The organism is Mesorhizobium sp. B2-2-4, from assembly GCF_006442375.1.
Classification (GTDB): domain Bacteria; phylum Pseudomonadota; class Alphaproteobacteria; order Rhizobiales; family Rhizobiaceae; genus Mesorhizobium.
The window spans coordinates 957,900-979,485 of record NZ_VFWB01000001.1; the positions used below are offsets into that span (position 1 = coordinate 957,900).

Genomic DNA, 21,586 nt, shown 5'->3' on the forward strand with positions numbered 1-21,586 from the left:
GATTTCCGAAATACACAAGCGGGCACGCTCATGCAGCCTGAAAACATCCACGCAACGGCCATCCTGATCGGCGAGCGCGGCGTTCTCGTCAGCGGCGCATCCGGTTCGGGCAAGACGACGCTGGCGCTGGCGCTCATTGACCATTGCCACCCGCGAGGCTTGTTCTCACGGCTCGTCGGCGACGACCAGCTTTTCGTCATGGCACATGCGGGACGGCTGGTGTGCCGCGCGCCCGCCGCGATCGAGGGCCTGGTCGAGGTGCCCGGGCTTGGTCCGCGATCCGTGCCGTTTGAAGCGGGTGCCGTCATCGATCTGCATGTCAGGCTTTTGCCGGCCGGCGAAGTAGCACGCTTTCAGGAGGATGCCGACGACACCATCGCCGGCTGCCTGGTGCCGCGGATTGACGTTGCGGAACGCAATATTGCCGCTGCCTTGCCCGCCGTGATGGCGCATCTGTCGATCGCGCCTTTTCTATGATGCGACCGGGTTTTTTGCTGCAATGCGTCAAAATGGCATGGGCCGGCGCAATTTTGGGCTTGTCAACGAGCCGCGCGTCGACAAGATAGCGCTCCCGCCGCCTGGAATGGCTGGCGAGCATAAAATGCGCCTGTGAAGCGGCGATGACGGGAGCCACCAAAGAATGATCGGACTCGTGCTTGTAACGCACGGTCAACTGGCCACCGAGTTCCGACATGCCGTGGAACATGTCGTCGGGCCACAAGACAATTTCGAAACCGTGGCGATCGGGGCTGACGACGATATGGAGCAGCGCCGGCGCGACATCGTCGACGCCGTTGCCCGTGTCGACACCGGGGCGGGCGTGATCGTGTTGACCGACATGTTCGGCGGCACGCCTTCGAACCTTGCCATTTCCGTGATGGAGTCCGGCCGCACCGAGGTGATCGCCGGCATGAATTTGCCGATGCTGATCAAGCTCTCCTCGATCCGCAAGAGCGACAACATGGCGGCGGCCCTCGACGAGGCGCAGGCGGCGGGGCGCAAATACATCAATGTCGCCAGCCAGCTCCTGAGCAGCAAATGAGCACGATGTCGTCGGAAAAGGACCAGATCGTCCGCGAATTTCCGATCGTCAACCAGCGCGGCCTGCACGCGCGCGCCTCGGCCAAGTTCGTACAGCTCGCCAGCGGCTACAACGCGTCGGTCCATGTCGAGAAGGACGGCGTCAAGGTCGGCGGCACCTCGATCATGGGTCTGATGATGCTGGCTGCAAGTCCGGGTTATTCGATTCGCGTCACCGCCAGCGGTCCCGAAGCGCTTGAGGTCATGAATGCGCTGGAGCAGCTGGTGGCGTCCCGCTTCGGCGAGGAATGCTGATCCCTTACCTTCGCATGAAAGACATGCAGGGATAAAGATTTCTTTATATCCCATTGTCGTCTTGACGCCGATCTGCTAGTCAGTCGGGCAATTCGCGCCCTTCGACGCGCCTGCCGGCGCGGGCGCATCCGCAACCAATTCAACAGCGTAACAATTCGCATCGGAGCACTGCCATGACGGGTAGCAAGGACTATGTGGTCGCCGACATCTCGCTTGCCGGCTGGGGCCGCAAGGAAATCGAGATCGCCGAAACCGAAATGCCGGGCCTGATGGCCTGCCGCGAGGAATTCGGCTCCAAGAAGCCGCTCAAGGGCGCGCGCATCACCGGCTCGCTGCACATGACCATCCAGACCGCGGTGTTGATCGAGACGCTGAAGGCGCTCGGTGCCGATATACGCTGGGCTTCCTGCAACATCTTCTCGACCCAGGACCATGCGGCTGCTGCCATCGCCGAGGCCGGCATCCCGGTCTTCGCCGTTAAGGGCGAGACGCTTGAGCAGTACTGGGACTACACCGACAGGATTTTCCAGTGGGCCGACGGCGGCACCTCCAACATGATCCTCGATGATGGCGGCGACGCCACCATGTACATCCTGATCGGCGCGCGCGCCGAGGCCGGCGAGGACGTGCTGTCCAATCCGCACAGCGAGGAGGAGGAATATTTCTACGCCCAGGTCAAGAAGCGCATGAAGGCTTCGCCCGGCTTCTTCACCAAGCAGAAGGAAGCGATCCGCGGCGTCACCGAAGAGACGACCACCGGCGTCAACAGGCTCTACCAGCTGCAGAAGAAGGGCTTGCTGCCTTTCCCGGCCATCAATGTCAACGACTCCGTCACCAAGTCGAAATTCGACAATAAATATGGCTGTAAGGAATCGCTGGTCGACGGCATCCGCCGCGGCACCGACACCATGATGGCCGGCAAGGTCGCCGTCGTCTGCGGCTATGGCGACGTCGGCAAGGGCTCGTCCGCCTCGCTGAAGGGCGCCGGCGCCCGCGTCAAGGTCACCGAGGTCGATCCGATCTGCGCCCTGCAGGCGGCGATGGACGGCTTCGAGGTCGTCACGCTCGAAGATGCCGCACCCACCGCCGACATCGTCATCACCACCACCGGCAACAAGGATGTCGTCACCCTCGACCACATGCGTTCGATGAAGGACATGGTGATCGTCGGCAACATCGGTCACTTCGACAACGAGATCCAGGTGGCATCGCTGCGCAACCTGAAATGGACCAACGTCAAGCCTCAGGTCGACATGATCACCTTCCCCGATGGCAAGCGCATGATCTTGCTGTCGGAAGGCCGCCTGCTCAACCTCGGCAACGCCACCGGCCATCCGAGCTTCGTCATGTCGGCGTCCTTCACCAACCAGGTGCTGGCGCAGATCGAGCTGTTCACCAAGGGCGAGCAGTACCAGAACCAGGTCTACGTGCTGCCCAAGCATCTCGACGAGAAGGTCGCGCGCCTGCATCTCGACAAGCTCGGCGCTCGCCTGACCGAACTGTCGGGCGAACAGGCAGCCTATATCGGCGTGACCCCGCAGGGTCCGTTCAAGCCGGAACACTACCGCTATTAACCAAAGCTGAATTTACTACCAGATATTGACGCCGGGCGATTGACTTTTCGCCCGGCTTTATTTTTGCGCCGAATGATTCTTCACGCCGATTCCAGCAGGCGCTATTGTTGTGATTCGCGGTCCGGGGACGAGGACCGGCGTACGCATCAGGGCGGTCTTGCATTCAGGCGGCGAAGAGGACCAAGACATGCCGGGGGATAACCCGCTTTACGCGGGACGGGCCGTTTCCGGCGGCCATGACGATTCGAGGACTACCGGCACCGCCACGCGAGGCGGGCGCCCTTCATGGCGCGCGCGCGCCGGACTGTTCCTTGCCGGCTCCGCACTTGGCTGGCCTTTGGCCGGCACGGTGGCCCACGCCCAGGCTGCTGGTGCGGAGGCCGCAAGCCTATCGGTGAGCACGGTCGAGGTCGTGCAGCTTGCCGTCTTTGTCGGAGTGATGGGAGCGGCATTCCTGTCGGCCATCGTTCTGATCCGGGAGAGAGCGCGCACCTCGGCCGAAAATGTCGAGCTCAGGAGCCGCATCGCGGACATCAACGCGGCGCTGCGCCGTTCGGAGGCGCTGCTCAACTTGCGCGACCAGCGTGTCGTCGTCTGGGCCTCGGAGAACAAGAAACCCGAGCTCATCGGCACGCTGCCGGTCGAAAGCGGCGCGCCCGAGGAGCGGGCCGCCTTCCTTGCCTTCGGCCGCTGGCTGATGCCGCGCTCGGCTGCGGCACTCGAGCATGCCGTCGCGGGGCTGCGCGAAAGAGCCGTGTCCTTCGACCTCGTCATCGAAACGCAGACCGGCGCTCCGCTGGAAGTGCATGGCCGCAAGAGCGCGGCGCATGTGCTGGTGCGGTTCGTTTCCCTTTCCGAGACGCAACGCAGCCAGGCCCGGCTGAAGATCGAAAACCAGCGGCTGGCCGCCGACCATGATACGATGATCGGCCTGCTCGAGGCGCTGAAGATGCCGGCATGGCTGCGCGGCGAGGACGGCCGCCTGAGATGGGTGAACCGGGCCTATGCCGAAGCGGTCGAGGCCGAAAGCGCGGAGATGGCTGTCCGCGACGCCAAGGAATTCCTCGGCGGCCAGGCGCGCGAAGCGATCGCTGCCCAGCACAAGTCCCATCCTGTCTTCGAACAGACGCTTTCCACGGTGATCGAGGGCGACCGCCGCGTCTTCGCGGTGACCGATTTCGCCGGCGCCGACGGTTCGGCCGGGCTTGCCTGCGACACCAGCGCCATCGAAACGATCCGCAGCGAATATGAGCGCACCGTGCGCAGCCACGCCGACACGCTCGACCAGCTCAACACGGCGGTCGCGATCTTCGACACCGACGAGAAGCTGCGCTTCTTCAACCAGGCTTTCCAGAAGCTCTGGGGCCTCGATGCAGGCTTCCTGCACAGCGCGCCCGATAACGCTTTGCTGCTGGATCGGCTGCGCAGCGAGGGCAAGATCGCCGAGCAGCCGGAGTGGCGTCGCTGGAAGGAAGGCCTGCTCGGCGCCTACCGCGCGGTGGAATCGCAGGAGCATTGGTGGCACCTGCCCGACGGCAAGACCATCCGCGTCGTCGCCAACCCGCAGCCCAAGGGCGGCGTCACCTGGGTGTTCGAGAACCTGACCGAGAAGATGGACCTCGAAAGCCGCTACCGCACCGCGGTGCGGGTCCAGGGCGAAACACTCGACAACCTCGCCGAAGGCGTGGCGGTGTTCGGTCCCGACGGCAGGCTGCGCCTGTCGAACCCGGCATTTGCTACTTTGTGGGGCCTGGACGCCGAAACCGCCCGGCCCAATGTCCATGTTTCCGCAATCCGTGAGCTTTGTGACCTGCAAGCGATCGACAGCCCGTGGGGCGGCTTCGTCGCCGCCATCACCGGCTTCGACGACGAGCGCCGCGACCGCCACGGCCAGACCGAGCTCAACAACGGCACCGTGCTGCGCTACGCCGTGATCCCCCTGCCCAACGGGCAGGTGATGATGACCTTCGTCGACGTTACCGACAGCGTCCGTGTCGAACGCGCGCTCAAGGACAAGAACGAGGCGCTGGAGAAATCCGACCAGCTCAAGAACGAATTCGTCCAGCACGTGTCCTACGAACTGCGCTCGCCGCTGACCAACATCATCGGCTTCACCGAACTGCTGTCGCTGCCGGCCACCGGTCCGCTGACGCAGAAGCAGCGCGAATATGTCGAGCATGTCGGCTCGTCGTCCTCGGTGCTTTTGACCATCGTCAACGACATACTCGACCTCGCCACGGTCGATGCCGGCATCATGCAGCTCGACATTTCCGAGGTCCATGTCGACCGCACCATCGCCGCCGCCGCCGAGCTGGTTGCCGACCGGCTGGAAGAGCATTCAATCAGGCTCGAGGTCGATGCCGCGGCGGCGCCGAAGACCTTCCACGGCGACGAAATCCGCATCCGCCAGATCCTCTACAACCTGCTCAGCAACGCCGCCAACTACGCGCCGGAGGCCAGCGCCATCCGGCTCGCCTGCCGTCAGTTGGCGGACGGGGTGGAATTCTCGGTCCATGACGATGGACCCGGCATGCCGCCCGACGTGCTTGACTCGGTGTTCCGCCGCTTCGAGCCGCGCGCCAATGGCGGCCGCCGGCGCGGCGCCGGGCTCGGACTGTCGATCGTCAAGAGCTTCGTCGAGCTGCATGGCGGCAGCGTCCGCATCGAAACCGGCAAGGACAAGGGCACGACCGTCATCTGCACCTTTCCCGACATGCCGGGCATCCGCGCCGCGGCCGAGTAGCGCACTCGATGGCCGCATTGATGCTCGAGCGTTTACTCGCCGACGAAACACAGACAGCGCGGCTGGGTGAGGATCTGGCGCTGGCGTTGCGCGCCGGCGACGTCCTGGCGCTGAAGGGCGATCTCGGCGCGGGCAAATCGACGCTGGCGCGGGCGCTGATCAGGGCCTTGGCCGACGATGCCGGTCTCGACGTGCCGAGTCCTACCTTCACCCTTGTGCAAAGCTACGATACGCGCATCCCGGTCCACCATTTCGACCTCTACCGCCTGTCCTCGGCAGCCGAGCTCGATGAACTGGGCTTCGACGAGGCGTTGGCGCAAGGCGCGGCCCTTGTCGAATGGCCGGAACGGGCCGAGGGTTATTTGCCTGGGACCGCCGTGCTGATCGAACTCGTCCAGCATGGCGATGGCCGATTGGCGAGACTGTCCGGGCAAGGCGCTGCCTACGATCGGGTGGCGCGGTCGCTCGCCATGCGTGATTTCCTCGAAGGCGCTGGATGGGGCGAGGCCAGCCGCCGCCATTTCATCGGCGATGCCTCTGCCCGCTCCTACGAAATTGTCTCGCTTCCAGGCCACGCCGCGAGGGTGCTGATGAACTCGCCGCGGCTGGTGCTGGGCCCGCCGGTGCGCGACGGCAAGCCCTATGGCGTCATCGCCCACACCGCCCAGTCGGTGTCAGCCTTCGCCGCCATCGACCGCGCGCTGCTCGCCGCCGGGGTCAGCGTTCCCGAAATCCATGCGCAGGATCTCGACCAGGGATTCCTGCTGCTCGAACATCTGGGCTCCGAAGGTTTCCTGGACGGGCATGGCAGGCCGGTCGCCGAGCGCTATGAGGCGGCGGCCGAACTGCTCGCCATGATGCATGGCAAGACCTGGCCCCACCGGATGGAGGCCGCACCGGGTGTGTTTCACGATGTGCCGCCCTTCGACCGCGACGCCATGCTGATCGAGGCGGACCTGTTGGTCGATTGGTACGTTCCGATGCTGACGGGCGCGTCGGCAGGCGATGCCTTGCGCGTCGGCTACCATAAGGAGTGGAACGCGGTTCTCGATCGGCTCGCTGACAGCCAATACACGCTGATGCTGCGTGACTTTCATTCGCCGAACATCATCTGGCGCGCTGAGCGCTCCGGCCATGACCGGCTCGGTATCGTCGATATCCAGGACGCGTTGATCGGCCCCGCCGCTTACGACGTCGCCTCTCTGGCCATGGACGCGCGCGTCACCATCCCGCCAGGCATCGAGAAACGCACGCTCGATGCCTATGTCGCCGCCCGCCACGCGGCCGGCCCATTTGACGAGGCGGCATTCCTCGAGGCCTATGCGATCATGGCGGCGCAGCGCAATTCCAAGATCCTCGGCATCTTCGTCCGGCTCGAAAAACGCGACGGCAAGCCCTATTATCTGAAGCACTTGCCGCGTATCCGCGACTATCTGCGCCGGGCGCTGTCTCATCCTGCCTTGGCCGGCCTTCGCGAGTTCTATACCGCTCACGGTCTGCTGGAGGAGCAAACGCCGTGACATCGATACCGGACGCAGCGAGCGTGCCCAAAACTGCGATCGTGCCCAAAACTGCGATAGTGCCCAAAACTGCGATAGTGCTTGCCGCAGGGCTCGGCAAGCGCATGCGGCCGATCACCGACACGATCCCCAAGCCGCTGGTCAGGATCGCCGGCAAGACGCTGCTCGACTGGGGCCTCGACAGTCTCGCCGCGGCCGGCATCGGCAAGGCCGTCGTCAACGTGCACTATCTTCCCGAACAGATCGTCGCCCATCTCGGCGCGCGCCATGCGCCGCGGATCGTCATTTCGGACGAGAGCGAGCGGTTGCTCGATTCCGCCGGCGGCATCGTCAAGGCGCTGCCGGAGCTCGGCCAACAGCCCTTCTACATCCTCAACGCCGACACCTTCTGGATCGACCAAGGAACGCTCAATCTCAACCGTCTCGCCCTTGCATGGGACGCCGCGAAAATGGATATTCTGCTGATGCTGGCGGATCTCCATCAGGCGACCGGACACTGCGGCAGCACCGATTTCCTGGTGGCGCCGGACGGCACCCTGCGGCGTTCCAAGGGCGATCCGGCGGGCCTGATCTATGCCGGGGCGGCGATCGTCCATCCGCGCATCTTCAAGGGTGCCCTGCCGGAACCTCATTCGCTTAACGCCTACTTCGACAAGGCGATCGCCGCCGGCCGGCTGTCCGGCATGCCGATGCATGGCCATTGGATCACCGTCGGCACGCCTGACGCTATTGCCAGCGCGGAAGCGGCGGTCGCCGACGCGCTAGCCGAGTTGCAATGAGCGGCCCGGGCCGCGTTTTCTCCATTCCGCCCGGTGCGCCGTTTCTGCCGACGCTTGCCGAGGCGCTGCTGGCCGGGCGTCTTGTTCCGGGCTTTCGCTTCGATGGCGACCCGCTCGCTTTGGCCGATGTCATCATCTATGTGCCGACGCGCCGCGCCGCGCGCGCCTTGCGTGGCGTCTTCGTCGACAGCCTGTCGGCGAGGGGCGGCGGCGGTTCGGCGATTCTGCCAGTCATCCGGCCGCTCGGCGAGTTCGATGAGGACGAGGCCGCGTTCGAGACGGAAGCGTCGGCGGCCATCGACCTCGCGCCGCCGATCGCGGCGACCGAACGCCTGTTGCTGCTGGCGCCGTTGGTGCGTGCCTGGAAACGCCGGCTGCCGGCGCATGTGGCGGCGCTTTTCGAGGAGGAGATCGTCATTCCAGCCTCCACCGCCGATGCGATCTGGCTGGCACGCGATCTCGCCCGGCTTATGGATGAGATCGAGACGGAAGGCACGGACTGGACGCGGCTCGCTGACCTGGTGAGCGGCAATCTCGCGGGATGGTGGCAGGTCACGCTTGATTTTCTCGGCATCGTCACCGACGCCTGGCCGAAATTCCTTGGGGAACGGAACCTCTCCAACCCGGCCGCGCATCGCAGCGCCCTGCTCCGGCTGGAAGCGGCGCGGTTGCGGCGCAATCCGCCCGCCGGGCCGGTTATCGCCGCCGGTTCCACCGGCTCCATCCCCGCCACGGCAGAGCTGCTGGCCGCAATCGCCCGCTTGGCGGGAGGAGCCATCGTGCTGCCAGGCCTCGACCGGACGATGGATGAGCCGTCTTTCCAGGCCATCACGGCGCCGGGCGCACGTCCGGCCGTGCTCGGCCATCCGCAATACGGCCTCGCCAAGCTGATCGGCACCATCGGTGTGCTGCGCGGCGATGTCGAGGAGATCGGCGCGGCCGGACATGAACTCGCGCTTCGCGCCGCCCTCGTCGGCGAAGCGCTGCGGCCGGCCGAGACCACCGAATTGTGGGCCGAGACGCGCAGCGGCTTTTCCCCCTCCGACATCGAGCAGGCGTTCTCCGGCGTGAGCCTGCTGGAGGCAGCCGGCGAACGCGATGAAGCCGTGGCGATCGCCGTCGCGCTCAAGCGCGCAGTCGAGCAGCCCGGCCAAAGAGCGGCCCTCGTTACCGGTGACCGTGCGCTGGCGCGCCGCGTCTCGGTCGAGCTCGCTCGCTTCGGCGTCGTCGCCGACGATTCCGGTGGTGTGCCGCTTTCCAACACGCCCGCCGCCGGCCTGCTTGGCCTGGCGTTGCAGGCGGTGTTCCGTCCCGGTGACCCGGTCGGCCTGCTGTCGCTGCTCAAGCATCCCCTGCTTGCCCTTGGCCTGGACCGGACGAGCGTTCGCCATGCGGCGGAACTGATCGAACTGGTGGCGCTGCGCGGCGGCACCGGCCGCCCCGACATCGCGTCGCTGCCGGACCTGTTCGAAGCCCGCCTGGTTGACCTCGGCGCCGACAGCAGGCGGCCTTTCTGGTTTACCCGGCTGACCGTGCGCGCCATCGAAGGCGCGCGGAATTTGCTCGGACGTCTCAACGAAGCGCTGGCGCCGCTTGCCGCCTTTCGCGGTCAGGCCGACGCCGGTCTTGTGGCGCTGGTCGGGGCCAGCGTCGTGGTGCTGGAAAATCTCGGCCGTGCGGCCGATGGCGGGCTTGGCGCGCTCTATGCCGGCGATGCCGGCGAGAAACTGGCCGAGCTGTTGCGCGGACTGGTCGCGGCGCCCGTGCCGCTGTCGTTTGCCGCCGACGAATGGCCAGATGTCATGGCGGCGCTGATCGCGCCCGAGACGGTCAAGCCGGCGCAAGGCACAGACAGGAACGTTGCCATCTGGGGGCCGCTGGAAGCCCGCTTGCAGAATGTCGACACGTTGGTCATCGGCGGCATGAACGAAGGCGTGTGGCCGCGCAAACCCGAAAGCGACCGCTTCATGTCGCGGCTGATGAAGACAGGCATCGACCTGGAGCCGCCCGAACGGCGCATTGGGCTTGCCGCGCATGATTTCCAGATGGCCATGGGGGCGGCGAAGGTGGTGCTGTCGCGCTCCGCACGCGCCGGTGACGCGCCCGCCGTGCCCTCGCGCTGGCTGCAGCGCATTCTCACTTATATCGGCAAGGACCAGGCAGCCAGGCTTGCCGAACGCGGCGACGAACTCATCGCCTGGGCGCGCGCGCTCGATACCGGCCCGCGGCGGGACTTCGCGCCGCGCCCGCAGCCGAAGCCGCCGGTCGCGCTGCGTCCAACCCATTTCTCGGTCACCGAGATCGAGACGCTGCGTCGCGATCCCTACGCCATCTATGCCAGGCGCATCCTCGGCCTGCTGCCGCTCGACCCGGTCATCCGCGACCCGGGTGCGGCCGAGCGCGGCACGCTGTTCCACGCCATCCTGCATCTGTTCTCGGGCAGCGTGGCCGATCCGCGTGCTCCCGATGCGCTGGCCGGCCTGCTCGCCGCCGGCCGGACCTGCTTTGCCGAGGCAGCACTTCCCGCCGATGTCGAGGCGGTCTGGTGGCCGCGTTTCGAAAAGCTCGCCGCCAGCATCATCGAATGGGAACGCGGCCGCGCTGGGGCCGTGGCCCGGCGCCACGCCGAGGCGCGAGCGGCCAAGACCGTGGTCGGCCAATCCGGGATCACCCTGTCGGGCTATGCCGACCGGGTCGATCTTCTCCATGGCGGCATGGCCGACATATTGGACTACAAGACCGGCTCCTCGCCTTCCAAGGCGCAGGCGCACACGCTGCTGTCGCCGCAACTGGCCCTGGAGGGCGCGTTGCTCAGGCGCGGCGCTTTCCAGGAACTCGGCGCGCGCGAGCCCTCGCAATTGGCTTTTGTCAGGCTGAAGCCGAATGGCGAGGTTTTCGAGGAATCGATCCTCGAATACAACCGGCAGCCACGCACCGCCACGGACCTCGCCGAGGAGGCCTGGGCGCGGCTGGAGAAATTGCTCATCCACTATGCCGATCCGGCGGCCGGCTACCTGTCGCGGGCACTGCCGTTCCGCGAAGGCGAGACCGACGGCAACTACGACCATCTCGCCCGCGTGCTCGAATGGTCGGCGGGCGGCGATGCGGATGACGAGGGAGGGGAGGCATGAAGAAAGCCTATCCCATCCCCGGCGAAACCGCCTCCAGGCAGGCCAGCGCCTCGGATCCGAGGAATTCCGCCTGGGTGTCGGCCAATGCCGGGTCCGGCAAGACCCATGTGCTGGCCCAGCGCGTCATCCGGCTCCTGCTGCGTGGCACCGATCCGTCGAAGATACTGTGCCTGACCTACACGCGCGCCGCCGCCGCCAACATGTCGAACCGGGTTTTCTCGACATTGTCGGAATGGACCGCGCTCGGCGATGCCGAATTGGCGGTGAGGGTCGAGGCGCTCGATGGCCGCCGGCCCGACCGCGAAACCATGCGCCGCGCCCGCCGCCTGTTTGCCGAGGCGCTGGAAACGCCCGGCGGCCTGAAGATCCAGACCATTCATGCCTTCTGCGAATCGGTGCTGCACCAGTTCCCGCTGGAAGCCAACATCCCCGCGCATTTCGAGATGCTCGACCCGCAGATGGAGGCATCGTTGTTCGCCGCCGCGCGCCGTGAAATGATTTCGGGCAGCGCGGCGGATCGGCCGGACCTCGCCGAAGCTTTCGCCGCCGTGCTCGAGCGCGGTGGCGAGGCCGGGCTCGACGCTTTGCTGGGTGAGATCGTCCGCAAGCGCGACGAACTGGGCGCCTTCATCGGTGAGATCGATCGAGGCGGCCCGAACTTCCAGACGCTGTTCGACGAATTCCAATTCCGCCCCGGCCAGACCGCCGAAGGCATAGCGGCCGCCATCTGGCCGCTGCCCGGCTTCCTGCCGGATTATTTTGCCGGCTTCGCCCAGGCGGCGGAGGCCGCCGACGCCAGGACGGTGCTCAACAACATCTTGCCTCATGCGCGCCTGGCTTTCGCGGAAACCGACCCCGTGCGCCGCCTGCAGCTGCTTTCGCGGGCTTTCCTGAAGGCCGACGGCGACGTCTACGATCCAGCCAAGGCCTTCAAGAAGGCGCTGCTCGACCGGCTGCCGGACCTGGCGGAGCGCTATCTCTCGGCGACCACCGCAATCGTCGAGACGGTCGACCGGCTCGCCCTGTTCCGGATGCTGGAGGGCACGCGCGCCGCGCTGACGCTGGCCGACTGGCTGGTCGCCCGCTACGAGCAGTTGAAGCGTGGCCGCGGGTTCCTCGACTTCAACGACCTGATCACCCGCACCGTCAGTCTCCTGGCCAGGCCCGATGCCGGCCCGTGGGTGCAATACAAGCTCGACCAGGGCATCGACCACATTCTGCTCGACGAGGCGCAGGACACCAGCCCCGACCAATGGGAGGTGGTGAAGCGGCTGGCCGAGGAATTCTTTGCCGGCATTGGCGCCCGAGACACCGCGCATCGGACGATCTTCGCTGTCGGCGACGAAAAACAGTCGATCTATTCCTTCCAGGGAGCGGCGCCGGATTCCTTCGCCGACAGCAGGCTCCTGTTCGCAAGCAAGGTGCGCGACGCCGATGCGCCCTTCGCCGATCTGAAGCTCACCTGGTCGTTCCGCTCGACCGACGATGTTCTGGCCGCCGTCGACCGCGTCTTCGCCGATCCGGTCGTGCGGCGTGGCATCAGCCATGACCCCGATCCGCTGAGCCACAAGGCGATACGCACCGATGCGCCGGGCTATGTCGAGGTCTGGCCATCCATCGGCGCCGACGTCGTCGACGAGCCGGACGACTGGACCCAGGCAGTCGACCATGCCCGCGCGCCGGCGGTTCGGGTTGCCGAAAACGTCGCCGCCACCATTGCCGGCTGGATCGGCAATGGCGAGGTCATCGAAGGCCGCGGCAAGAAGCTGCGCCCTGGCGACGTGCTGGTGCTGGTGCGCAAGCGCGATCGCTTCGTCCATGCTCTGACGCGTGCCCTGAAACGTCGTGACATCCCGGTCGCCGGCGCCGACCGGTTGAGCCTGCCCGGCCACATCGCGGTCAAGGACCTGATCGCGCTCGGCCATTTCCTGATCCAGCCGCAGGACGATCTGTCGCTCGCCGCCGTGCTGCGGAGCCCGATCTTCGATCTGTCGGAAGAGACGCTTTTCACACTGGCCGCGCAAAGACCATCCGGCCTGTCGCTGGCCGGGTCCCTGCGCCAGCATGCCAGCCAAAGCGAAGCGCTCGCGGCGGTCGCCGCTCAACTCGACATCTGGGCCAACGAGGCCGTCTTCAAGCCGGTGTTCGAATTCTATGCCGGCCTCCTGGCACGCGGTGGCGTGCGCCGCAAGATGGTTGCGCGGCTCGGGCCGGAGGCCGGCGACATTCTCGACGAATTCCTGAGTTTCTGCCTTGCCGAGGAGCGGGCCGGCTTACCCGGGCTGGAAGCCTTCCTGTCGACGCTGGAGAGCGCCGGCCCAGAAATCAAGCGCGAGATGGACCAGACCCGCGACGAGGTCCGCGTCATGACCGTGCATGCAGCCAAGGGGCTCGAAGCGCCTGTCGTCTTCCTGGTCGATGGCGGTTCGGCTCCGTTCAGCGATCAGCACCTGCCGCGCCTGATGCCGTTCGAGGGTTCGGGGCTGAACTGGAGCGGCAAGGGCTTTCTCTGGCGCTCGGCCAGCGACGTCGCCAACGGCATTTCGAAGGCTGCCGCGGCAAGGGCGCGCGATCTCGCCGATGACGAGTACCGGCGGCTGCTCTATGTCGGCATGACCCGGGCCGAGGACAGGCTGATCGTTTGCGGTTATCACGGCAAGCGCGCACCGAACACCGGCACCTGGCATTCGCTCGTCAGCCGTGCCCTGGTCGGGGCGCCGGAGAGTGCCGAGTATCCGCATCCGGCCGGCGGCGGCGTCTCAGTGCATCGCTTCCAGGTGACCGGATTGCCGCCGTTTGCACCGGTCGCCGAGAGCGAAGCCAGGCAGACGCGGGACTTCGAGCCGCCGCCCGAAATCTTGTTCAAGCCGCTGCCGCCATACGAGGACCTGCCGCGCCCGCTGTCGCCATCCGGAGCCTCCGCCCTGATCGACGAGGGCAAGGAAAGCGTCATCGACACCGGCTCGCCAGTGCTGGATGGCGACGCCGAACCCGGCTTCGCCGTCATGCGAGGCCTGGCGCTTCACAAACTGCTGCAGATGCTGCCCGGCGTGGCGCAAAACGAACGCCAGGGCGCAGCCGAACGCTATCTCGCCCGCGCCGGCGCGCAATGGCCGGCCGGCGAGTGCGAAAAGGCGGTCGCCTCGGTGATGGCGATCCTTGCCGATCCGCGTTTCGCGCCGCTTTTCGGACCCTCTTCGCGCGCCGAAGTGGCGGTCATGGGCAGCCTCGACGTCAAGGGCACGAAACGCTCGATTTCCGGCAAGATCGACAGGTTGGCGGTGACGCCGGACCGCGTATCCATCATCGATTACAAGACCAATCGGCCGGCGCCCGCCTCGCTGGGCGAGGTTCCGCCCGCCTATCTGCTGCAGCTCGCGCTCTATCGCGCCTTGCTGCGGCCGCTCTATCCCGGCCGCGAAGTCACGGCGGCCTTGCTGTTCACGGAGGCGCCGCGGCTGATCGAACTACCGGCTCGGGCCATGGATGACGCTCTTGCCCGACTCACGCGAGCGTGACACAAGAACTGCTTGAAGAAGGGCGCGGCAACCACCACATTTGGTGCGACGAAAAATTTCGAAAGGATTTCCGCATGGCTACCGTCAAGGTCGACAAGAACAATTTCCAGACCGCTGTGCTCGACGCCAAGGAGCCGGTCGTGGTGGATTTCTGGGCGGAATGGTGCGGTCCCTGCAAGATGATCGCGCCGGCGCTGGAAGACATCGCCAATGAGCTCGGCAGCAAGGTGAAGATCGCCAAGCTCAACATCGACGAGAATCCCGAACTGGCAGCGGAATTCGGCGTGCGCTCGATCCCGACGCTGATGATCTTCAAGGGCGGCGAAAGAGCCGATGTGAAGGTTGGCGCCGCGCCCAAGACCGCGCTGTCGCACTGGATCAACGGTAATCTCGCCTGATCAATCCGAAATTCCTGACATCAAGCCCGGCCGATCGCGCCGGGCTTTTTGTTGGCGTCATTGGTCGCCCGCTCTGGCCCTGACGTCCGGGGCCTCCATGTCTTCTGCTGGAAGCAGATGCAGGGAGAGGAAAAATGACCGGATCCGCCAAGGCCACCGTCTTCATCGACAATGAGCGCGTCATCGTCACGGAATACCGCTTTCAGCCGGGCGACAACACCGGCTGGCACCGCCACGGCCACGACTATGTTGTCGTGCCGCTGATGGACGGCAAGGTAAAGCTTCTGACCAAGGACGGCGAATCCTTCGCCGAAATGAAGAAAGGCGCGCCCTATTTCCGCAGGGAAGGCGTCGAGCACGACGTCATCAGCGCCAATGAGGGCGAATATGCCTTCATTGAGATCGAGCTGAAATAGCGGCGTTCGCCTCGAATACCGCAGCGGAAACCGGTATATATGTCTTCCAACAACGGAGTTTGAGATGGCCGAACCTCAGCTCTCGGTCCGTAGCGCAAAAGCACGCGACCTGGCTCATAGACTTGCTCGTCGCGAAAATCGCTCGATAGCAGATGTCGTCGAGCGAGCGCTTGAATCGTACGAGATCCGTGAGGCGGGACGCGAGCCCGCCACCACCTTCTACGCCCGCCTCACGGCCAGTTGTGGCGTCGATATCGATCTGAAGGAAATCATCCGCGACGGCCGCCTGGTTCATGCTGGACCCGAGCTTTGATTTTCGTCGACACCGATGTGATTTCAGAAACACTCAAGAAGGCACCGGACGAAGCCGTTCTCGCCTGGCTTGTCCGCAACGATGCTGAATTGGCCCACGGTGACGATTGCTGAAGTCGCTTTCGGCATTCACAAAATCCGACCTGATGAGCGTGCGGATCGCCTGGAGCAGGGGCTTTCTCAATGGCGCCGTCGCTTCGCCGACCGGATTTCTGGGCTGACGGAAGAGGCTGCGCTGGTTTACGGGGAGATCATGGGAACCGCCAGCCGCCTGGGCCGTGGAATGTCGGCTCCCGATGGCATGATCGCCGCGATCGTGCGTGTAAACGGTGGTCGGCTGGCGATGCGCAACCTCAACGACTTTGCCACCGCCAACCTCGACCTGATCTCACCGTGGGATTTCTAGCGTTGGAACGGATCACGCGAAGCGTCTTTGGTATGTTGTGCCATGACGTTTTCCCAAGCCGAGATCGTTTTCCGGGGGCGGGTAGGATAGATTTCCGATTATCGCCATGTCACGTCGGCGGCGTGCCGTTCTCCGCCAACACCGCTCCAGCCAGATAGAGCGAACCGCCGATCAGGATGCGCGGCGGCGGGCCGTCCCAGGTGTCCCGCAGTAACATCAGCGCGCTGGCGACGGAACTCACCGGCTCGGCCGTCAGCCCGGCCTCGGTGGCACGGGCCGCCAGTTCGTCGTTCGGCACGCTGGCGTCGCTCAGGCTCACCGGCACGGTATAGACGTGCCGGGCGAGGCCATTGAAGGCGCGGAAATAGCCGCTCTGGTCCTTGGTGTTGATCATGCCGGAGATGAGAAAAAGCGGCCTGGGGTTCTTCTCTTCCTGTTCGGCCAGCGCCTCGGCGACGACCACGCCGGCGCCCGGATTGTGGCCGCCGTCGAGCCAGATGTCGGCGCCCTTGGGCGCCAGTTCCGTCAGCCTGCCTTGCGACAGCTTCTGCATCCGCCCCGGCCAGGCGACAGTGGTCATCGCCTTCTCGGCGGCACGGTGGCTGATCTCGAAGCCGGCTGCCTTGACGGCGGCGATCGCGGCGGCCGCGTTGGCGAACTGGTGGCGCCCGGGCAGCCGCGGCGGCGACAGATCCATCAAGCCATCATCGTCCTGATAGACCATGCGGCCGTTCTCCTCGAAGGCGAGGAAATCCTGTCCATAGACCAGGGTCGGGCAGCCGAGCCGCTCGGCGGTTTCGATCAGCACCTGCTGCGCCGCCTCGGTTTCCTGCGCGCCGATGACCACCGGGCAACCGCGCTTGATGATGCCGGCCTTCTCGGCGGCGATCAGTTCGACGCGGTCGCCGAGATAGGCTTCGTGGTCCATCGACACCGGCATGATCACCGAGACAGCCGGCCTGGCGATGACATTGGTGGCGTCGAAGCGGCCGCCGAGGCCGACCTCGACGATGGCGGCATCGGCCGGATGCTCCGAAAACAGGATGAAGGTGACGGCGGTGAGGATCTCGAAAACGGTGATCTTCTCGCCGCCATTGGCCTTGGCGACGCGGGCGATGGCCTCGGCGAAGATATCGTCCTCGACCAGCCTGCCGCCGCCATCGGCCGCCAGCCGGTAGCGCTCGTGCCAGCTGACCAGATGCGGCGAGGTGTGCACGTGCACGAGCCGGCCGGACGCTTCCAGAAGCGCCCGCGAGAAGGCGGCGCAAGAGCCCTTGCCGTTGGTGCCGGCGATATGGATCACCGGCGGCAGCAAGTCCTGAGGATTGCCCAGCCGCTCCAGCAGCCGTGAAATGCGGTCGAGCGAAAGATCGAAGCCTTTCGGGTGAAGCGCCATCAGCGCTTCGATTTCACGGTCGGCGGCAAGCGTGGTCATGTAAGAGTCCTAAGCGCGCGATGGATCGCGCGCAATCGCGGTTCGCGGCAAAGAGTGTCGCGTCAGGCCTGCGGCCGTGCTTCCGTCGCGACCACCGCCGGCGGCAGGATTTCCGGCTCCAGGGGCTTGTGCTCTTCCGGCATCTTGAGCAGCATCTTCAAGAGCCGCGCGATGGTCCGGCGCATCTCCAGTCGCGACACCACCATGTCGACCATGCCGTGCTCCATCAGATATTCGGAGCGCTGGAAGCCGTCCGGCAGTTTTTCCCGGATGGTCTGCTCGATGACACGCGGTCCGGCGAAGCCGATCAGTGCGCCGGGCTCGGCTATATGCACGTCGCCCAGCATGGCGTAGGAGGCAGTGACGCCGCCGGTCGTCGGATTGGTCAGCACGACGATGTAGGGAAGGCCGGCTTCCTTCAGCCGGTCGACGCCAACCGTGGTGCGCGGCAATTGCATCAGCGACAGGATGCCTTCCTGCATGCGCGCGCCGCCGGAAGCGGCAAACAGGATCAGCGGCCGCTTGCGCTGCACGGCCACCTCGAAGGCATGAACGATGGCGTCGCCCGCGGCCATGCCGAGCGAACCGCCCATGAAGGCAAAATCCTGCACCGTCACCACCACCGGCAGGCCTTCTACGGTGCCCAGCGCGTTGACGATGGCATCTTCCAGGCCGGTCTTGGCCTTGGCGTCCTTCAACCGGTCGGTGTAGCGCTTCTCGTCGCGGAATTTCAGCGGGTCCAGCATGACCTTGGGATTTTCGAGCTGTTCGTATTTGCCGTCGTCGAGGAAGTATTTCAGCCGCTCCTTGGCCGAGATCTTCATGTGATGGCCCGAAGACGGGATGACGAACTGGTTGGATTCCAGATCCTTGTGGAACACCATCTCCCCGGTCTCGGGATCCTTGATCCACAGGTTCTCGGGCATGTCGGTGCGCCGGCCGAGCATCGAATTGATCTTCGGGCGAACGTAGTTGGTGATCCAGTTCATCGCTTCGGCTCCTGTCCTGACGAAGAGTTAGAGCAATTCCAGGAAAAGTGTGAACCGGTTTTCCGACCGGAATTGCGATAAAGCAAAAAGATAGAGCGGTTCGGCGTTTCCGTGAAACGGCAAACCGGTCCAGCGCATGCCGCCCGGGATGGCGACGTGCACAAGACCTGAGGTAGGAAAACTATTCGGCGGCAGCAAGGCGGGCCGACCGCACGCCCTGCGCGAGGCCGCTGACCAGCGTGGCGACGGCCTCGGCCGGGTCGGCGGTCTTTTCACCCTTCGGCCCCAGCACATTGGCGACCGCATTGACGATCGCGGTGCCGACGACGACACCGTCGGCATTGGCGCCGATGACGCGCGCCTGTTCGGCGGTCTTGACGCCGAAGCCGACGCAGACCGGCAGATCGGTATGGCCCTTGATGCGCTTGACCGCCGCAGCCACTTTGCCGGTGTCGGCCAGCGCGGAACCGGTGATGCCGGTCATCGACACGTAATAGACGAAGCCGGACGTGTTCTGCAGCACCTTGGGCAGGCGCTTGTCGTCGGTGGTCGGTGTCGCCAGCCGGATGAAGTTAATGCCGGCTTTCAGCGCCGGGATGCACAGTTCCTCGTCCATCTCAGGCGGCAGGTCGACGACGATCAGCCCGTCTATGCCGCTGGCCAGTGCGTCCTTGAGAAAGCGGTCGACGCCGTAGATGTAGATGGGATTGTAGTAGCCCATCAAAACGATCGGCGTCTCATTGTCGCCGGTGCGGAAGTCAGCCGCCATCTTGAGCGTCTTGACCAGCGTCTGGCCGCCTCTAAGCGCCCGCAAGCCCGCGGCCTGGATCGCCGGGCCATCGGCCATCGGATCGGAGAACGGCATGCCGAGTTCGATGATGTCCGCGCCGGCCATTGGCAGCGCCTTCATGATCGACAGCGAGGTCTGATAGTCCGGGTCGCCGCCCATGAAATAGGTGACGAGCGCCGGGCGGCCTTCGTTCTTGAGCTTTGCCATGCGGCGATCGATGCGGGTCACCATGATCAGATCTCCATGCCCAGCATCGAAGCCACCGTATGCACGTCCTTGTCGCCGCGGCCGGACAGGTTGACGATGACGATCTGGTCCTTGTCCATGGCGGGCACGATCTTCACCGCATGGGCGATGGCGTGCGCCGATTCGAGCGCCGGGATGATGCCTTCGACGCGTGTGGTCAGCTTGAAGGCCTCCAGCGCCTCGTCGTCGAGGATCGGCACATATTCGACGCGGCCAGAGTCGCGCAGCCAGGAATGCTCCGGGCCGACGCCGGGGTAATCGAGGCCGGCCGAGATCGAATGGCCGTCCATGATCTGGCCGTCGGCATTTTGCAGGAGATAGGTGCGGTTGCCATGCAGCACCCCCGGCGCGCCGGCGTTCATCGAGGCGCAGTGCTCGATGCCGTCGAGGCCACGCCCGCCAGCCTCGATGCCGATGATGCGGACATCCTTGTCGTCGAGGAACGGATGGAACAGGCCGATGGCATTGGAGCCGCCGCCGACGGCGGCGATGATGGTGTCGGGCAACCGGCCTTCCTGCTCGAGGATCTGAGCGCGCGCCTCCGAACCGATCACCGACTGGAAGTCGCGCACCAGCTCCGGATAGGGGTGCGGGCCGGCGGCGGTGCCGATCAGGTAATAAGTGTCCTCGACATTGGTCACCCAGTCGCGCAGCGCCTCGTTCATGGCGTCCTTCAGCGTGCCGTGGCCAGCGGTCACCGGCCGCACTTCGGCGCCGAGCAGTTTCATGCGGAAGACATTGGGGCTTTGGCGGGCAACGTCCGTGGCACCCATGTAGACGACGCAGGGAAAGCCGAAACGGGCCGCGACGGTGGCCGACGCCACGCCGTGCTGGCCGGCGCCGGTCTCGGCGATGATGCGCGTCTTGCCCATGCGCTTGGCCAGCAGGATCTGGCCGAGGCAATTGTTGATCTTGTGCGAACCGGTATGGTTCAGGTCCTCGCGCTTGAAATAAACCTTTGCGCCGCCCCCGATGCCCTTCGCCAAGGAAACCTCACGAAGATGCCTGGTCAGTCCTTCGGCGAAATAAAGCTTCGACGGCCGCCCCGCATAATGGGTCGAAAGATCGGTGAGCTCGGCCCTGAAATCCGGATCGTTCTTGACCTCGTTCCAGTGCCGTTCGAGGTCGAGGATCAGCGGCATCAGCGTTTCGGCCACGAAACGACCGCCGAAAATGCCAAACATGCCCTGTTCGTCGGGTCCGGTGCGGAAGGAATTGGGTGTCGCCGGCTTGTTCATCGCCGATCTCCTGGCATCTCGATTTTCTTGAGCATGTCCTGTCGAAAACCGGTTTCCACTTTTCCGGGACATGTTCGGGTTTGAGGCGGTCAGGCGGCGCGGTCGTCTCGCACTGCCTTGACGGCCCGGAAAAACTGCTCGATCAGCGCCGGATCCTTGACGCCCGGCGCGCTTTCCACGCCTGAGGAAATATCTATTCCGGGCGGGCTGGCAAGCCGAAGGGCATCGCCGATATTGGCGGCGTTGAGCCCACCGGAAAGCATGTAATCGAGCCCGGCGTCAAGGCCGGTCAGGATGCGCCAGTCGAACGCAACGCCATTGCCGCCCGGCAACTCGGAGCCCTTCGGCGGCTTGGCGTCGAACAGGAACCGGTCCGCGACCCCGACGAACGGTTTGATGCGCTCGAGATCGGCGGCTTCGCTGAGCGGCAGCGCCTTCATGACCGGCAGGTCATAGCGGGCTTTCAGTTCGGCCACCCGTTCGGGCGTTTCCGAGCCGTGCAGCTGCAGCATGTCCGGGCGCATGCTGTCGATGATGTCGTCCAGGAAGGTGTCGTTGGCGTCGACGGTAACGGCAACCGCCAAAGCCTTGCCGCGCGCCGCTTCGCGCAACCGCCCGGCTGCAGCCGGTTCGATGTAACGCGGGCTCTTGGCAAAGAAAATGAAGCCGACATGGCTGGCGCCGCCGGCCAGCGCCGCGGCCATTGCCTGGTCGGTCTTCAAGCCGCAGATTTTGACGTCGAGTGCCATGGCGCGG

The 21,586-nt window shown here is 65.2% G+C and carries 17 protein-coding genes and 1 pseudogene; 13 read left to right on the forward strand and 5 right to left on the reverse strand.

What is annotated here, in order from left to right; translation table 11 throughout:
• The first annotated feature begins 30 nt into the window (after positions 1 to 30).
• From FJ959_RS04960 to FJ959_RS05025, 13 genes and pseudogenes are all read left to right on the forward strand, one after another.
• Positions 31 to 477 (forward strand): HPr kinase/phosphorylase, encoded by a 447-nt coding sequence (locus tag FJ959_RS04960; protein WP_140524428.1) that lies wholly within the window; start codon positions 31 to 33, stop codon positions 475 to 477.
• 163 nt (positions 478 to 640) lie between these two features.
• On the forward strand, positions 641 to 1,042 hold the full coding sequence (locus FJ959_RS04970) for a PTS sugar transporter subunit IIA (protein ID WP_140628767.1): 402 nt from the start codon (positions 641 to 643) through the stop codon (positions 1,040 to 1,042).
• Positions 1,039 to 1,335, forward strand: coding sequence for an HPr family phosphocarrier protein (locus FJ959_RS04975; protein WP_140491179.1), 297 nt, complete (start codon positions 1,039 to 1,041; stop codon positions 1,333 to 1,335). Before FJ959_RS04970 ends, FJ959_RS04975 begins: the two co-directional genes overlap by 4 nt.
• Positions 1,336 to 1,508: 173 nt before the next feature.
• Positions 1,509 to 2,909 (forward strand): adenosylhomocysteinase, encoded by a 1,401-nt coding sequence (gene ahcY / locus FJ959_RS04980; protein ID WP_140517752.1) that lies wholly within the window; start codon positions 1,509 to 1,511, stop codon positions 2,907 to 2,909.
• Positions 2,910 to 3,096: 187 nt separating this feature from the next.
• On the forward strand, positions 3,097 to 5,652 hold the full coding sequence (locus tag FJ959_RS04985) for a PAS domain-containing sensor histidine kinase (RefSeq protein ID WP_140628770.1): 2,556 nt from the start codon (positions 3,097 to 3,099) through the stop codon (positions 5,650 to 5,652).
• A gap of 8 nt (positions 5,653 to 5,660) precedes the next feature.
• Positions 5,661 to 7,172 carry a tRNA (adenosine(37)-N6)-threonylcarbamoyltransferase complex ATPase subunit type 1 TsaE gene (gene tsaE, locus FJ959_RS04990; protein WP_140628773.1) on the forward strand — a complete coding sequence of 504 codons (1,512 nt, stop codon included), beginning with the start codon at positions 5,661 to 5,663 and terminating at the stop codon, positions 7,170 to 7,172.
• Between the two features lie 74 nt (positions 7,173 to 7,246).
• Positions 7,247 to 7,951 (forward strand): nucleotidyltransferase family protein, encoded by a 705-nt coding sequence (locus tag FJ959_RS04995; protein ID WP_140517791.1) that lies wholly within the window; start codon positions 7,247 to 7,249, stop codon positions 7,949 to 7,951.
• Positions 7,948 to 11,082: a double-strand break repair protein AddB gene (gene addB, locus FJ959_RS05000; protein ID WP_140628776.1), complete on the forward strand. Its 3,135-nt coding sequence runs from the start codon at positions 7,948 to 7,950 to the stop codon at positions 11,080 to 11,082. The genes FJ959_RS04995 and addB overlap by 4 nt, the downstream gene beginning before the upstream one ends.
• Positions 11,079 to 14,600: a double-strand break repair helicase AddA gene (gene addA, locus FJ959_RS05005; protein ID WP_140628779.1), complete on the forward strand. Its 3,522-nt coding sequence runs from the start codon at positions 11,079 to 11,081 to the stop codon at positions 14,598 to 14,600. Before addB ends, addA begins: the two co-directional genes overlap by 4 nt.
• A 74-nt stretch (positions 14,601 to 14,674) precedes the next feature.
• A complete protein-coding gene (trxA, locus tag FJ959_RS05010; protein ID WP_140491167.1) occupies positions 14,675 to 14,998 on the forward strand; it encodes a thioredoxin in 324 nt (107 codons plus the stop codon).
• A gap of 134 nt (positions 14,999 to 15,132) precedes the next feature.
• Positions 15,133 to 15,414: a cupin domain-containing protein gene (locus FJ959_RS05015; RefSeq protein WP_140524093.1), complete on the forward strand. Its 282-nt coding sequence runs from the start codon at positions 15,133 to 15,135 to the stop codon at positions 15,412 to 15,414.
• Between the two features lie 64 nt (positions 15,415 to 15,478).
• Positions 15,479 to 15,727, forward strand: a complete 249-nt coding sequence (locus FJ959_RS05020; protein ID WP_140524091.1) for a type II toxin-antitoxin system VapB family antitoxin — start codon at positions 15,479 to 15,481, stop codon at positions 15,725 to 15,727.
• A pseudogene (locus FJ959_RS05025) lies at positions 15,724 to 16,132 on the forward strand (PIN domain-containing protein). The gene FJ959_RS05020 and the pseudogene FJ959_RS05025 overlap by 4 nt, the downstream one beginning before the upstream one ends.
• Before the next feature lie 109 nt (positions 16,133 to 16,241).
• Here the strand turns inward: FJ959_RS05025 and FJ959_RS05030 are convergent.
• The 5 genes from FJ959_RS05030 to FJ959_RS05050 all read right to left on the reverse strand — a co-directional run bounded on the left by FJ959_RS05030 (position 16,242) and on the right by FJ959_RS05050 (position 21,579).
• The gene (locus FJ959_RS05030; protein WP_140628782.1) at positions 16,242 to 17,567 is read right to left on the reverse strand and encodes a folylpolyglutamate synthase/dihydrofolate synthase family protein; all 1,326 of its coding nucleotides are present in this window, start codon (positions 17,565 to 17,567) and stop codon (positions 16,242 to 16,244) included.
• 62 nt (positions 17,568 to 17,629) lie between these two features.
• Entirely contained in the window at positions 17,630 to 18,556 is a 927-nt protein-coding gene (accD, locus tag FJ959_RS05035) for an acetyl-CoA carboxylase, carboxyltransferase subunit beta (RefSeq protein WP_140491161.1), read from the reverse strand.
• A gap of 181 nt (positions 18,557 to 18,737) precedes the next feature.
• Entirely contained in the window at positions 18,738 to 19,577 is an 840-nt protein-coding gene (gene trpA, locus FJ959_RS05040; protein WP_140554555.1) for a tryptophan synthase subunit alpha, read from the reverse strand.
• A gap of 2 nt (positions 19,578 to 19,579) precedes the next feature.
• On the reverse strand, positions 19,580 to 20,830 hold the full coding sequence (gene trpB, locus FJ959_RS05045; protein WP_140554554.1) for a tryptophan synthase subunit beta: 1,251 nt from the start codon (positions 20,828 to 20,830) through the stop codon (positions 19,580 to 19,582).
• 89 nt (positions 20,831 to 20,919) lie between these two features.
• Positions 20,920 to 21,579 carry a phosphoribosylanthranilate isomerase gene (locus tag FJ959_RS05050; RefSeq protein WP_140554553.1) on the reverse strand — a complete coding sequence of 220 codons (660 nt, stop codon included), beginning with the start codon at positions 21,577 to 21,579 and terminating at the stop codon, positions 20,920 to 20,922.
• Between the last annotated feature and the right edge of the window lie 7 nt (positions 21,580 to 21,586).

What these genes read in the sequence shown, in the direction of transcription:
- addB (WP_140628776.1), top strand. Translation starts at nt 7,948, where the DNA reads ATGAGCGGCCCGGGCCGCGTTTTCTCCATTCCGCCCGGTGCGCCGTTT.
- FJ959_RS04985 (WP_140628770.1), top strand. Translation starts at nt 3,097, where the DNA reads ATGCCGGGGGATAACCCGCTTTACGCGGGACGGGCCGTTTCCGGCGGC.
- tsaE (WP_140628773.1), top strand. Translation starts at nt 5,661, where the DNA reads ATGGCCGCATTGATGCTCGAGCGTTTACTCGCCGACGAAACACAGACA.
- trpA (WP_140554555.1), bottom strand. Translation starts at nt 19,577, where the DNA reads ATGGTGACCCGCATCGATCGCCGCATGGCAAAGCTCAAGAACGAAGGC.
- FJ959_RS04975 (WP_140491179.1), top strand. Translation starts at nt 1,039, where the DNA reads ATGAGCACGATGTCGTCGGAAAAGGACCAGATCGTCCGCGAATTTCCG.
- ahcY (WP_140517752.1), top strand. Translation starts at nt 1,509, where the DNA reads ATGACGGGTAGCAAGGACTATGTGGTCGCCGACATCTCGCTTGCCGGC.
- FJ959_RS04970 (WP_140628767.1), top strand. Translation starts at nt 641, where the DNA reads ATGATCGGACTCGTGCTTGTAACGCACGGTCAACTGGCCACCGAGTTC.
- trxA (WP_140491167.1), top strand. Translation starts at nt 14,675, where the DNA reads ATGGCTACCGTCAAGGTCGACAAGAACAATTTCCAGACCGCTGTGCTC.
- addA (WP_140628779.1), top strand. Translation starts at nt 11,079, where the DNA reads ATGAAGAAAGCCTATCCCATCCCCGGCGAAACCGCCTCCAGGCAGGCC.
- FJ959_RS05030 (WP_140628782.1), bottom strand. Translation starts at nt 17,567, where the DNA reads ATGACCACGCTTGCCGCCGACCGTGAAATCGAAGCGCTGATGGCGCTT.
- FJ959_RS05020 (WP_140524091.1), top strand. Translation starts at nt 15,479, where the DNA reads ATGGCCGAACCTCAGCTCTCGGTCCGTAGCGCAAAAGCACGCGACCTG.
- accD (WP_140491161.1), bottom strand. Translation starts at nt 18,556, where the DNA reads ATGAACTGGATCACCAACTACGTTCGCCCGAAGATCAATTCGATGCTC.
- FJ959_RS05015 (WP_140524093.1), top strand. Translation starts at nt 15,133, where the DNA reads ATGACCGGATCCGCCAAGGCCACCGTCTTCATCGACAATGAGCGCGTC.
- FJ959_RS05050 (WP_140554553.1), bottom strand. Translation starts at nt 21,579, where the DNA reads ATGGCACTCGACGTCAAAATCTGCGGCTTGAAGACCGACCAGGCAATG.
- trpB (WP_140554554.1), bottom strand. Translation starts at nt 20,830, where the DNA reads ATGAACAAGCCGGCGACACCCAATTCCTTCCGCACCGGACCCGACGAA.
- FJ959_RS04960 (WP_140524428.1), top strand. Translation starts at nt 31, where the DNA reads ATGCAGCCTGAAAACATCCACGCAACGGCCATCCTGATCGGCGAGCGC.